At 71.6% G+C, this 12,390-nt stretch carries 15 protein-coding genes; 9 read left to right on the top strand and 6 right to left on the bottom strand.

Features of this window, described 5'->3' with window-relative positions:
- Positions 1-4 precede the first annotated feature (4 nt).
- From ACQHII_RS16705 to ACQHII_RS16695, 3 genes are all read right to left on the bottom strand, one after another.
- Positions 5-1,126 (bottom strand): RNA polymerase sigma factor SigF, encoded by a 1,122-nt coding sequence (locus ACQHII_RS16705; RefSeq protein WP_427920053.1) that lies wholly within the window; start codon positions 1,124-1,126, stop codon positions 5-7.
- Between the two features lie 17 nt (positions 1,127-1,143).
- Positions 1,144-1,557 carry an anti-sigma regulatory factor gene (locus ACQHII_RS16700; protein WP_004925829.1) on the bottom strand — a complete coding sequence of 138 codons (414 nt, stop codon included), beginning with the start codon at positions 1,555-1,557 and terminating at the stop codon, positions 1,144-1,146.
- Between the two features lie 266 nt (positions 1,558-1,823).
- Entirely contained in the window at positions 1,824-2,084 is a 261-nt protein-coding gene (locus tag ACQHII_RS16695; RefSeq protein ID WP_019072181.1) for a UBP-type zinc finger domain-containing protein, read from the bottom strand.
- A 62-nt stretch (positions 2,085-2,146) separates the two neighbouring features.
- Here ACQHII_RS16695 and ACQHII_RS16690 point away from each other — a divergent pair, with 62 nt between their 5' ends.
- Positions 2,147-3,742: a Na+/H+ antiporter gene (locus ACQHII_RS16690; RefSeq protein ID WP_093629075.1), complete on the top strand. Its 1,596-nt coding sequence runs from the start codon at positions 2,147-2,149 to the stop codon at positions 3,740-3,742.
- 53 nt (positions 3,743-3,795) lie between these two features.
- Here the strand turns inward: ACQHII_RS16690 and ACQHII_RS16685 are convergent, their stop codons facing one another.
- Both ACQHII_RS16685 and ACQHII_RS16680 read right to left on the bottom strand, forming a co-directional pair.
- Entirely contained in the window at positions 3,796-4,701 is a 906-nt protein-coding gene (locus ACQHII_RS16685) for a 1-aminocyclopropane-1-carboxylate deaminase/D-cysteine desulfhydrase (RefSeq protein ID WP_427920052.1), read from the bottom strand.
- 57 nt (positions 4,702-4,758) lie between these two features.
- Entirely contained in the window at positions 4,759-5,349 is a 591-nt protein-coding gene (locus ACQHII_RS16680; protein ID WP_427920051.1) for an N-acetylmuramoyl-L-alanine amidase, read from the bottom strand.
- A 299-nt stretch (positions 5,350-5,648) separates the two neighbouring features.
- Here ACQHII_RS16680 and ACQHII_RS16675 point away from each other — a divergent pair, with 299 nt between their 5' ends.
- The 8 genes from ACQHII_RS16675 (at position 5,649) to ACQHII_RS16640 (ending at position 11,644) form a co-directional block, all read left to right on the top strand.
- Positions 5,649-7,055 (top strand): family 2B encapsulin nanocompartment shell protein, encoded by a 1,407-nt coding sequence (locus ACQHII_RS16675; protein WP_427920050.1) that lies wholly within the window; start codon positions 5,649-5,651, stop codon positions 7,053-7,055.
- Between the two features lie 113 nt (positions 7,056-7,168).
- Positions 7,169-8,293, top strand: coding sequence for a family 2 encapsulin nanocompartment cargo protein polyprenyl transferase (locus ACQHII_RS16670; RefSeq protein ID WP_427920049.1), 1,125 nt, complete (start codon positions 7,169-7,171; stop codon positions 8,291-8,293).
- A gap of 219 nt (positions 8,294-8,512) precedes the next feature.
- A complete protein-coding gene (locus ACQHII_RS16665) occupies positions 8,513-9,118 on the top strand; it encodes a GNAT family N-acetyltransferase (RefSeq protein WP_427920048.1) in 606 nt (201 codons plus the stop codon).
- Positions 9,119-9,122: 4 nt separating this feature from the next.
- On the top strand, positions 9,123-9,308 hold the full coding sequence (locus ACQHII_RS16660) for a hypothetical protein (RefSeq protein WP_427920047.1): 186 nt from the start codon (positions 9,123-9,125) through the stop codon (positions 9,306-9,308).
- Positions 9,309-9,393: 85 nt separating this feature from the next.
- Positions 9,394-9,807: a YciI family protein gene (locus ACQHII_RS16655; RefSeq protein ID WP_427920046.1), complete on the top strand. Its 414-nt coding sequence runs from the start codon at positions 9,394-9,396 to the stop codon at positions 9,805-9,807.
- A gap of 5 nt (positions 9,808-9,812) precedes the next feature.
- Positions 9,813-11,021, top strand: a complete 1,209-nt coding sequence (locus tag ACQHII_RS16650; RefSeq protein ID WP_427920045.1) for an RNA polymerase sigma factor — start codon at positions 9,813-9,815, stop codon at positions 11,019-11,021.
- Positions 11,022-11,030: 9 nt separating this feature from the next.
- Entirely contained in the window at positions 11,031-11,384 is a 354-nt protein-coding gene (locus tag ACQHII_RS16645; protein ID WP_427920044.1) for a DUF952 domain-containing protein, read from the top strand.
- Positions 11,372-11,644 carry a hypothetical protein gene (locus ACQHII_RS16640; RefSeq protein ID WP_427920043.1) on the top strand — a complete coding sequence of 91 codons (273 nt, stop codon included), beginning with the start codon at positions 11,372-11,374 and terminating at the stop codon, positions 11,642-11,644. Before ACQHII_RS16645 ends, ACQHII_RS16640 begins: the two co-directional genes overlap by 13 nt.
- Here ACQHII_RS16640 and ACQHII_RS16635 read toward each other — a convergent pair.
- Positions 11,631-12,371, bottom strand: a complete 741-nt coding sequence (locus ACQHII_RS16635; RefSeq protein ID WP_427920042.1) for a VOC family protein — start codon at positions 12,369-12,371, stop codon at positions 11,631-11,633. The two genes, ACQHII_RS16640 and ACQHII_RS16635, sit on opposite strands and share 14 nt — an antisense overlap.
- Positions 12,372-12,390 lie beyond the last annotated feature (19 nt).

Raw genomic sequence — 12,390 nt, 5'->3', positions numbered from 1 at the left:
GGTCCTACTCCTCGACGAGGAGCTTCTCCCGCAGCTGGGCCAGTGTCCTGGCCAGCAGGCGGGACACGTGCATCTGGGAGATGCCGACCTCCTGCGCGATCTGCGACTGCGTCATGTTGCCGAAGAAACGCAGCAGCAGGATCCGCTTCTCCCGGGGCGGCAGGTCCTCCAGCAGCGGCTTGAGCGACTCGCGGTACTCGACGCCCTCCAGGGCCTCGTCGTACGCGCCCAGGGTGTCCGCGACCGCGGGAGACTCGTCGTCCGTGTCCGGGACGTCCAGGGACAGCGTGGAGTAGGCGTTCGCCGACTCCAGGCCCTCCAGGACCTCCTCCTCCGAGATGCCCAGCTTCTCGGCCAGCTCGTGGACCGTGGGGGAGCGGCCGTGCCGCTGCGAGAGCTCCGCCGTCGCCGTGGTCAGCGACAGGCGCAGCTCCTGGAGCCTGCGCGGGACGCGCACCGCCCAGCCCTTGTCACGGAAGTGCCGCTTGATCTCGCCGACGACCGTCGGGGTCGCGTACGTCGAGAACTCGACCCCGCGCTCCGGGTCGAAGCGGTCGACCGACTTGATCAGGCCGATGGTGGCGACCTGGGTCAGGTCGTCCAGCGGCTCGCCGCGGTTGCGGAAGCGGCGCGCGAGATGCTCGACGAGCGGCAGGTGCATACGGACCAGCCGGTTGCGCAGCTCCGCGTACTCGACGCTGCCGTCCTTGAGCGTGCGCAGCTCGATGAAGAGCGCGCGCGCTCCGCTGCGGTCCTGCGGGTCGTGCCGGGTGCTCTGCGCACTCTGCACGGCCGGCGCGCCCGCCACGTCGTCCCGCTCGTGCTCGCTCATCGCCTGGTCCGTCGCCCTTCCCCGAGCTTTCGCCTCCTCCCCCACGCTCGACTGAGTCGGAGCGGGGGAACCCCCAGGAACGGGGGAGACCCCACCAATACGCACGGCACCGTCCTGCTCACGTTGACCGTCGTCCGTCACACCGGCCTCCGAGGGTTCGTCCTCCGGATGCGGCCGGGCCTGCTCGGGGATCCCGCCGCGGGGCACCAGGGGGCCGGCGTCCGCCGTACGGCGTGCTCCGCCCGTGCCGCCCTCGGCCGGCAGCTCCCGTGTGCCGCGCTCTTCGTCCCGCACCGGCCCGTCCCCGTTCCTCACGCCGGCCCGGGTCCCGCGCCGCGCTGTTTGTAGAGGCTGATCGAAACGGTCTTGTCCTCGTCGACTGCCGATGAGACCTTGCCCGCGAGGGCCGAGAGCACGGTCCAGGCGAAGGTGTCGCGCGAGGGTGCGTGACCGTCCGTCGTCGGGGCGGAGACGGTGACTTCGAGCGAGTCGTCCACGAGCCGGAAGACACAGCTGAGCACTGAGCCGGGCACGGCCTGCTGGAGCAGGATCGCGCAGGCCTCGTCCACCGCGATGCGGAGGTCCTCGATCTCGTCGAGGGTGAAGTCCAAACGGGCTGCGAGGCCGGCCGTGGCCGTACGCAGCACCGACAGGTAGGCACCCGCAGCCGGCAGCCGGACTTCCACGAAGTCCTGGGTCGCGGGCTCGCCTGCGATCTGGGACACCCTCACCTCCAAGGTGGTACAAGCTCTTTCGGGGGCCCAGGGGTCGCCCCCCGGGGTAACGCGATACTTGGTTCAGCGGTGACGCTACCGCGCTCCGAACTTTCCTGTCCCCGGGACCCCAACCCCATGCTGTCACTCATAGTAAACCTACGGATACGCTCCGTGGCTAGGGGTCCTGCGGGCCCAATTGGGAAGAGCGCGCGCCGGGTTGACGTACCCAGACGTCAGACGGTCGAACCGTCGAAACCGGCGGCCGGATTACGGGGTCACAGGAGTACGTGGTCGACGAAGCACCAGCGCCAGCTCTCACCGGGTTCGTAGGTCCGCATCACCGGATGCCCGGATTCCTTGTGATGTGCTGTCGCGTGGCGCAGGGGCGAGGAGTCGCAGCAGGCGACATGGCCGCAGTAGAGGCACAGTCGCAGCTGTACGGGGTGGGTGCCGGCCGCCAGACACTCGAGGCAGGTCTCGCTCTGGGGCTTCGGTTCCGGGAGCGGCAGCGCGTCGGCGTGCGTGCACTGTTTCATGATTGCCAGATTACGACGGCTGTGCGGTTGGCCGCGCGGAAAAACGAGGGCGGGCGAGGACGATGGACGTGATGCCACTGCTGTTGCTGGTGGCGGGAAGTGCCGTGGTGGCCGCGGGGGCCCGGCGCACCCCGGTGCCGGCGCCGCTGCTGCTGGTCGCCGTCGGGCTGGCCGTCTCGTACGTCCCGGGGGTCCCGGACTACACCCTGGACCCGGACGTCGTCCTGCCGCTGCTGCTGCCCCCGCTGCTCTACACGTCGGCCACCGACAGCTCCTACCTCGATCTGCGGGCCCAAGTGCGGCCCGTGGCGCTGCTGTCGGTGGGGTACGTGCTCTTCGCCACGTTCGTCGTCGGCTGGGCCGCGTACGTGATCGTGCCGGGGCTGCCGCTGACCGCGGCGCTGGTGCTCGGCGCGGTGGTCGCGCCGCCGGACGCGGTCGCCGCGACCGCGGTGGCCCGCCGGGTCGGACTGCCCTCGCGGATCACGACGATCCTCCAGGGCGAGTCCCTGCTGAACGACGCCACCGCGATCACCGCCTACAAGGTGGCCCTCGCGGCGGCGGTCGGCGAGGGCGCCACCTGGGCCGGCGGCATCGGGGAGTTCCTGCTCGCGGCCGTCGGCGGGGTCGGTGTCGGGCTCCTGATGATGGTGCCGATCCACTGGCTGCGCACCCACCTCAAGGAGGCGCTGCTCCAGAACACGCTCTCCCTGCTGATCCCGTTCGTCGCCTACGCGGTCGCCGAGCAGGTGCACGCCTCCGGAGTGCTCGCCGTCGTCGTCGTGGCGCTCTATCTGGGCCACCGCGCGTGGGAGGTCGATTTCGCGACCCGCCTCCAGGAGGAGGCGGTGTGGAAGATGGTCGCCTTCGTCCTGGAGTCGGCGGTGTTCGCCCTGATCGGGCTGCAACTGCCGGTGGTCCTCAAGGGACTTGGCGAGTACCGGGGCCTGGACGCCGCCCTGTACGCGATCGCCCTCTTCCTGGTCGTCGTGGTGACCCGGTTCGTGTGGGTGTACCCGGCGGCCTTCCTGCCCCGCATGTTCTCCGCGCGGATCAGGGAACGCGAGGACAACCCCACCTGGAAGGGGGCGATGACCACCGCGTGGGCCGGCATGAGAGGCGTGGTCTCACTCGCCATCGCCTTCTCGATCCCGCTCACGGTGCACGGAGGCGACCCCTTCCCGCAGCGCAACATCATCCTGTTCCTGACCTTCACGACGGTCATCGGCACCCTGGTGGTGCAGGGCCTGAGCCTGCCCCCGATCATCCGGCTGCTGAAATTCCCCGGCCGCGACCCCCAGGCCGAGACCCTCGCCGAGGCCAACGCCCAGGCACAGGCCTCCCGAGTGGCCGAGAAACGCCTCAACGCCCTTCTGGAGGACGAGCGCAACGCCCTGCCCCCTCCGCTGGCCGACCGCCTCCGCGAGGTCCTGGAACGCCGCCGCAACGCCGTCTGGGAGCGCCTGGGCGCCACCAACCCCGTCACCGGCGAGACCGTCGACGACACCTACCGCCGCCTCTCCCGCGAGATGATCAGCGCCGAACGCTCGATGTTCGTCCGCCTCCGCGACGGCCGCTACATCGACGACGAGATGCTCCGCACACTGCTGCGCCGGCTGGACCTGGAGGAGGCGGCGGCTTATCGCGAGGCGGCGTAGCAGTTGCCGCGGCGCCCTGAGGGGCCAGCGGGTTCTACGGCGGCTGGGGATGCCTAGGGGAACGGTCGCCCGGTGACGACAGCGGTGACCGTGCTCCCGCGCGGGAAGGCCCCTTCGCCCGCCAGCGCGACAAGTCCGTACAGCAACTTGGCGACATAGAGACGCTCGACGGCCAGCCCGTGCCGGTCCTCGAAGTCCCCGGCGAAGGCGTCGAGTTCGGCCGGCACGCGCGCGTAGCCGCCGAAATGGAAGCGGTCGTCGAGCGACCAGTCGCCGCGTCGGCCGCCGAAGGCCCGCTCCTGGAGGGCCGTGATGTCGGCGCCCAGGAAGCCACCCTTGAGGACCGGTATCCCCAACACCCGCTGGTCGGGGGCGAGTCCCGCTGCCAGTCCGGCCAGTGTGCCGCCGGTCCCGCAGGCGAGGGCGACGACGTCGACGTCAGTACGCGTGCGCAGCTCCTCGCCCAGGGCCCGGCAGCCGCGCACCGCAAGGGAGTTGCTGCCACCCTCGGGGACGACGTACGCGTCCTCCGCGTCCACCTCGCGCAGGATGCCGGCCAGCGCTTCGGGCTCGCTCTTGCGCCGGTACATCGACCTGTCGACGAAGTGGAGGCGCATCCCGTCGGCCGCGCACCGGGCCAGGGACGGATTGAGCGGGCGGTCGGACAGCTCCTGGCCGCGGACCACACCGACCGTGCACAGGCCCAGGAGACGGCCCGCGGCGGCGGTGGCGCGCAGGTGGTTGGAGTAGGCGCCGCCGAAGGTGACGACCGTACGGCCGCCCGCCGCCGCGAGGTTGGGCGCGAGTTTGCGCCACTTGTTGCCGATGAGATCCGGGTGGATCAGGTCGTCCCGCTTGAGCAGCAGCCGGACGCCGTGCCGGCCGAAGCGCCCGTCGGCGATCTCCTCCACCGGCGACGGCAGCCGGGGCCGTAGGGCGGCGAGGTCGGGGCTGGTCACGGCACCATTGTCACCCGGGGCGGTCTCGGCGCCGGTGTCGTCCGTGTCCCCGGGGGGTCACTTCAGGCGCTCGCCGACCCGGTCGCGCAGCCAGTCCATCGTGAACCCGCGCGGGTCCACCTTTCCGGGCTGCCACTCCAGGTGCCCGATCACCGAGCGCGCGGACCACTCGTGGTGGCGGCAGATCGCCGCGCAGACCTTCTCGATCGCCTCCAACTGGGCCTCGGGCCACGGGTCCTCGCCGTCGCCGAGGTTCTCGCACTCGAAGCCGTAGAAGTGCCGGTTGCCGTCGGTGTTGGCCTCGTTGTCGTGCGGCAGCCGCTTCTCCGCGATCACCGCGCGCAGCACGTCGTCGTCGCCGAGGCCCGCGTGGTTGGCGCGGCCGTAGCCGACCAGGTGGACCCTGCCGTCCTTGGTGATGACGCCGTGGCACAGCGGGCCGGGCAGGTCCGGGCGGCCCTCGCGGCACAGGTCCACGGTGTGCGCGCTGCCCTTGGTGACCGTGTGGTGGATCATCACGCCGTGGACGGGGCCCCACGGGCCCTTGTGGTTGCGGTTGTGGTGCTCCCAGTCGCCGACCTCGACGACCGTGACGCCCTCGTCCCGCAGCGCGTCCAGGAAACCGCCCGCGGACATGGGTGAGGCCATGAACGCCTCCTTCGTGCTGTGCGACGGCCGACGTGCACGGCCGCCTGTTATCGCTGCTTGTACCGAAAAAATCCCGGTACGCACGACTTGTTCGCACGGCGTGCGAGTCGATCCGGACAACGGCGGCCCCGGCCGCAACTCGAACAACATTCGACGTAAACAGCCCATGTGCCCAGCGGTTGAAGATCCATTCCCGCTCTTTCGGGTAATACCACCGGCACGCTGAGTGAGGAAGGCTGGTGCGCGAGAACGAATGCCGGGCGCACAGGGCCCGGCATGAATGGGGAGGGCATTTCTCTATGTCGGTAGGCGAAGAGGTCCGCGCGGAGCAGAACAAGCCGCAGCAGAGCCTTGGCACAGCGGCTGCGCGGAACCTGGCCACCACCACCAAGTCCGCACCGCAGATGCAGGAGATCAGCTCCCGCTGGCTCCTGCGCACACTGCCGTGGGTGAACGTGCAGGGTGGCACATACCGGGTGAACCGACGGCTGAGTTACTCCGTGGGCGACGGCCGGGTGACATTCGTGAAGACCGGCGACCGTGTCGAGGTCATCCCCGCGGAGCTCGGCGAACTGCCCGCGCTGCGGGACTACGAGGACGATGAGGTCCTCTCGGAGCTGGCCGTCCGCTGCCGGCAGCGCGAGTTCGCCCCGGGGGAGGCGATCGCGTCGTTCGGCAGCCAGGCCGACGAGGTGTACCTGCTGGCACACGGCAGGGTCGAGAAGATCGGCACGGGCCCGTACGGCGACGACACGGTCCTCGGAGTCCTCGCCGACGGCGCCTACTTCGGCGACCAGGCACTGCTGGACCCGGAGGCCATCTGGGAGTACACGGCCCGCGCGGACACCGCCTGCACGGTGCTCGTGCTGGCCCGCGGGGACGTCGAGCAGGTCGCGGAGCGCTCCGAGACCCTGCGCGAACACCTCACGCAGCTGCGCGCGATCCCCGAGCAGCGCACCAACAAGTACGGCGAGAAGGCGATCGACCTCGCCGCGGGCCACTCCGGCGAGCCGGACATCCCGCACACCTTCGTCGACTACGACGCCCGGCCGCGCGAGTACGAACTCAGCGTCGCCCAGACCGTGTTGCGCATCCACTCGCGCGTGGCCGATCTCTACAACCAGCCGATGAACCAGACGGAACAGCAACTGAGGCTCACCGTCGAGGCGTTGAAGGAGCGCCAGGAGCACGAGCTGATCAACAACCGCGAGTTCGGCCTGCTCAACAACTGCGAGTACGACCAGCGGCTCCAGCCGCACGACGGCGTGCCCAGCCCGGACGACATGGACGAGCTGCTCAGCAGGCGGCGCGGCACCAAGCTGTTCCTCGCCCACCCGCGCGCGATCTCCGCGTTCGGCCGCGAGCTCAACAAGCGCGGACTGGTCCCGGAGTCCATCGACGTCGGCGGCAACCGCATCCCGACCTGGCGCGGAGTGCCGATCTACCCGTGCAACAAGATCCCGGTCAGCGACCGGCGGACCACCTCGATCATCGCCATGCGTACCGGCGAGAACGACCAGGGCGTCATCGGCCTCCAGCAGGCCGGCATCCCGGACGAGATCGAGCCGAGCCTGTCGGTGCGCTTCATGGGCATCAACGAACAGGCGATCATCAAGTACCTCGTGACGGCCTACTACTCGGCGGCGGTCCTGGTGCCGGACGCCCTCGGCGTCCTGGAGAACGTCGAGATCGGCCGCTGGAGGTGACGTTTCAGCAGCTGGACGCGGTGTCCCCGCCCGTCAGGGCGGGTACACCCCGGTCACATGTGCTCAGCCGCAGTGGAAACGCCACCGTCCGCGGACTCTCCGAGGGGGACCCCATGGCCGAGTTCAGGGCGGAGACGAAACAGCGCGCCGACGGGACGCAGCCGGCCGACGAGGAACGGTCGGCGGAGGGAGCGGGGCCGAGCGCACCGCCGGCCGACGGGCACGAGGCGGCGGTGATCCTGGAGGGAGCCCGGGCGTCCGTCGACCCCGAGCTGCGCTCGGCGATCGACTCGCTGCCCGGCTCGATGCGCCGGATCGCGCTCTACCACTTCGGGTGGGAGCACGCGGACGGCACCCCGGCGGCGGGCAACGCGGGCAAGGCGATCCGCCCCGCCCTCGTCCTCACCGCGGCCGGCGCACTCGGCGGCGAGCGCGCACGGTCGGGCGCCCTGCGCGCCGCGGCGGCGGTGGAGCTGGTCCACAACTTCACCCTGCTGCACGACGACGTGATGGACCGGGACACCACCCGCAGACACCGGCCCACCGCGTGGACCGTGTTCGGCGACCCCGACGCGATCCTCGCCGGGGACGCGCTCCAGGCGCTCGCGCTGCGACTGCTCGCCGAGGACCCGCACCCGGCGGCCTCGGCCGCCGCGGCCCGGCTCGCGGACTGCGTCGTCGAACTCTGCGAGGGCCAGCACGCGGACACCGCCATGGAGAGGCGCGACCCCGGCGAGGTCACCCTCGACGAGGTGCTCGCCATGGCCGAGGCCAAGACCGGCGCGCTGCTCGGCTGCGCCTGCGCGGTGGGCGCGCTGTACGCGGGGGCGTCCGCCGAGGACGTCGAGGCGCTGGACGCGTTCGGCCGGCAGGCCGGGCTCGCCTTCCAGCTGATCGACGACGTCATCGGCATATGGGGCGACCCCGGCCGCACCGGCAAACCGGCCGGCGCCGACCTCGCCGTACGCAAGAAGTCGCTGCCCGTGGTCGCCGCGCTCGCCTCGGGCACCCCGGCGGCCGCGGAGCTCGCCGAACTGTACGGACTGCCGTACGAGGAAGGGGACTTGGAGCGCACCGTGCTCGCGGTGGAGCGGGCGGGCGGCCGGGACTGGGCGCAGGCCCAGGCGGCCGACCGGATGGCGCGGGCCGTGCAGGAGCTGGCCCGGGCGATCCCGGACCCGCAGGACGCGGGCGGTCTGCTCGCGCTGGCCGAGTTCGTCACCCGGCGCAGCAGTTGAGGACTCCGGAGCCCCGCGGTGCCGTGCGGTCCTGACCCCGCACGGTGACCCGAGGCCCCGGACAAAGCGGGTCCCGCGCATCCCCACGGTGCGCGGGGCCCGCCCTTTTCTGAGGCTCGGTTCGCCTCCGGGGCGCGCCCCTTCGGCTCACTCGCCCGTAAGTCCCGCTAGTCTCAACACCCGTTCAAATGAAGGTGGTTGAGAGCTAAGGGGCGGAACATGGGCGTGGCGATACGGACCGCGGGCGAGGGCGACCGGGAGCTGGTCGTCCGGCTGCTGGACGACGCGTTCCAGGACGATCCGGTGAGCGGCTGGATCTTTCCCGATGCCGGGTACCGCCGTAGAACCCACCACAAGCTGATGGCCGCCTTCACGGACGCCGTGTTCGCCGACGGCCGGATCGATCTGGCCGAGGACGGTATGGCCTGTGCGCTGTGGCTGTCCGTGCCGGGCGAGCCGCACGCGGCGGACGGCGAGGACGAGGCCGTACAGCTGCGGGAGTTCGTGGATCCGGACAACGAGCGGGTCGAGACGATCGCCCGGCTCATGGCGGAGGGACACCCCACCGGCCGGGCCCACGAGTACCTGTGGATGATCGCCGTGACACCGGACCGGCAGGGCGAGGGCCTCGGCGCCGCGCTGATCCGGCACGTCCTGGAGCGTTGCGACCGCGAGGGCCTGCCCGCGTACCTGGAGGCGAGCAGCGAGCGCAGCACCAAGCTGTACGAGCGGCTCGGCTACGCCTTCACCGACGCCACCCTCGACCTCCCCGACGGTCCGCGCATGTATCCGATGTGGCGCGAACCCCGCACGGTTCTAGTCTGAGTGCATGGGCAGAGAAGAGCACACCTGTCCCGCCTGCGGACAGCCGGTGGCCACCGTCGTCCGGCGGTACAAGACGCTCGGCGCATGGGTGCCGAAGTGGGTGGCCGGCCCGTGCCGGAACCCCGAGTGCGAGGCGTACGCCGGCGAGGGCGCAGGGCCCGGAACCGAATCCGCCCCGGAAGAATCCTGAACCCGTGTCGAGAATCCCGGCCCGGCTCCGATGTCTCCTGTGAGAGCCGCCCGGCACGGGTGGCCCGAGCCGAAGGAGCGGACTCATGAAGTACCTGGTCATGGTGCAGGGCACCCAGGCGGACTACGACGGCATGCAGGGCAAGCCCACCCCCGGGTCCCCGGCCTGGAGCGAGGCGGAGATGCAGGCCATGTTCGCCCACATGGGCGCCATCAACGACGACCTGTCCGAGACGGGTGAGCTGATCGACGCGCAGGGGCTGACCGAGCCGGCGAGGACCCGGCTGGTCGCGCTGGGCGCGGACGGCAAGGCCGTGATCACCGACGGCCCGTACAGCGAGACCAAGGAACTGATGGCCGGCTTCTGGGTCCTGGACTGCGCGAGCCTGGAGCGCGTCACGGAGATCGCCGACCGCGTCACCCGCTGCCCCCTGCCCGAGGGTGCCGTCAACCGCGCGGTGGTGATCCGCCCCATCCAGGACGGCACCGCGGACGTCTGAGCCGGATGCGCGACACCACCGGCATCGAGGACCTGCTGCGCCGCCACGCGCCGCAGGTCCTCGGCGCACTGGTCAGGCGGTACGGCCATTTCGACACCGCCGAGGACGCCGTACAGGAGGCGCTGCTCGCCGCGGCCCGGCAGTGGCCGGAGCGAGGGGTGCCGGAGAACCCGCGCGGATGGCTGATCCGGGTCGCCTCGCGGCGGCTGACGGACGCGCTGCGCGCCGAGGAGGCGCGGCGGGCACGGGAGGCGAAGGCGGCGGCCCTTGAGCCCCGGAACCCGTATACCCCCGAGCCGCCGCGCGAGGACGACACCCTCTCCCTGCTCTTCCTCTGCTGCCACCCGGAGCTGACCCCGCCCGCGCAGATCGCGCTCACCCTGCGGGCGGTCGGCGGACTGACGACGGCGGAGATCGCCCGGGCGTACCTCGTTCCCGAGGCGACGATGGCGCAGCGGATCAGCCGCGCGAAGGCCAAGGTGCGGGGCGTGTGCTTCGGGCGGCCGGACAACTGGGCCGAGCGCCTGCCGGCCGTCCTGCACACGCTCTACCTGATCTTCAATGAGGGCTATACGGCGACGTCCGGCCCGAGTCTGACGCGACGCGAGCTCGCGGGCGAGGCGGTCCGGTTGACCCGGGCCGTGCACCGGCTGCTCCCCGAGGTCGGCGAAGTGGCGGGGCTGCTCGCGCTGATGCTGCTCACCGACGCCCGCCGGGCCGCCCGCACCGGTCCGCACGGCGAACTCGTTCCCCTCGACGAACAGGACCGCGACCGCTGGGACAGGGCGGCGATCGAGGAGGGCGTCGCCCTCGTCACCCGCGCGCTGTCCCAAGGGCCCGTGGGGCCCTACCAGTTGCGTGCGGCGATCGCCGCCGTACACGACGAGGCGCCGTCGGCGCGGGCGACGGACTGGCACGAGATCCTCGGCCTGTACGAGGTGCTGGTGCGTCTGGTCCCCGGTCCCGTCGAGCGCCTCAACCGGGCGGTCGCCGTCGCCATGGTCGACGGTCCGTACGCGGGCCTGGCCGAACTTGCCCTGGTGGCGGACGAGTTGGGGGAGGGACACCGCCCCGACGCGGTCCGCGGCCACCTTCTGGAACGGGCCGGCGAGTTGACCGCGGCCCGGGCCGCCTACGAGTCGGCGGCGGCCAGAACCCTCAGCCTGCCCGAGCAGCGCTACCTGCGGGCGCGGGCCGCGCGCCTGAGGCCGTAGCGTGGACGTATGCCGGAATCCGAACCCACTGCCACCCCCGCCACCATCCTCCACATCACCGAACGCGCCCTCTGGGACGCGGCCCGCGAGCGCGGCCGCTACGAGTGGTCGACCCGCGGCCGCACCCTCCAGGAGGAGGGCTTCATCCACTGCTCGACCCGCGCCCAACTCCCGCGCGTGGCAGCCTTCTTGTACGGCTCCTACGACGGTCCCGGCGACCTGGTGGTCCTGGAGGTGGACCCGGGACGGCTCGGCGCACCCCTGAAGTACGAGGCGCTCAAGCCGGGCGGCGAGGAGTTCCCGCACGTCTACGGGCCGATCCCGGTGGACGCGGTGGTGGCAGTGGAGGTGTGGACGGCTTGAGTCGCCTGTGGCGCCGGGTCCTCGTCGCGTGGGCGGTCGCCGTGGTCGGCGGGGGCGGGCTCACGTGGTGGCTCCAGGACTCCGGCGGGCCGCACGAGCCGTACAGCTGGCAGCTGAACAACTCTGATGGCGAGACGCCGACGCCGTCGCCGAGTCAGGACGGTCAGGACGGTCAGGACGCGGCGAACGGCTGTCCGACGCCCACGTCCTCGCCGTACGACGACCCGCATACGATCTTCATCTGCCTCAAGAACGGCTAGGCAGCCCGCCGGTCTCCGGGTCGCGCCCGGTCAGGCAGTAGACACCGCCCGCCGGGTCCCGCATCACGGTCCAGTGCGTGCCGTGGGAGACGACGCTCGCGCCGAGCCGCTCGTGCTGTTCCCTGGTCCTGCCGATGTCCGCGCAGGCCAGGTCGAGATGGGCGGAGGCGGGACGGTCCTCGCCGAGCCGCTGGAGCAGGACGCGGATCGGCAGGCCGGGCGGCGGCTTGAGCACATGGAACTCGGGGAGCGCGCCGCGCAGCGAGGCCCAGTCGGGCAACAGGGCGCTCCAGAAGGCGACTTCGGCGTCGTAGGAGCCGGGTCCGATGTCGAGGGACACCTGGTCGAGGCGACTGCCGTCGACGACGGGCGGCCGTACGGCCTCGCCGTGCCAGGGGACCGCGCAGAACAACTGCCCCGCGGGGGACCGGAGTACGGCCCAGCCGTCGTGCTCGGCGACGGTGTCGGCGCCGAGCGCCAGCGCGGAGCCGATGAACGCCGGCACGTCCTCGACGGAGAAGTCGGGATGAGCGCCGCCGGGGCCGCCCCCGACCCCCTGCACCTTCACGCAGGCGTCCGCCCCCGCGGGCAGCAGAGTGACGAACTCCCCTTCCCCACCGCGCGGTTCGGACAGCCGGGTGTCCGTGACGGCCGTCCAGAAGGCGCGGGCGGGGTCGAGGAGCGCGCGCGGGCGGTCGACGAAGGCGTAGGTCCAGCGGATGCTCATGGCGTGATCGTAGGCCGGA

Origin of the sequence: Streptomyces sp. cg40, from assembly GCF_050320165.1 — a bacterium.
In the GTDB taxonomy this organism is placed as follows: domain Bacteria; phylum Actinomycetota; class Actinomycetes; order Streptomycetales; family Streptomycetaceae; genus Streptomyces; species Streptomyces hokutonensis.
The sequence above is the reverse complement of the archived record's forward strand: the minus strand, read 5'-3'. Positions and strand labels throughout refer to the sequence as shown.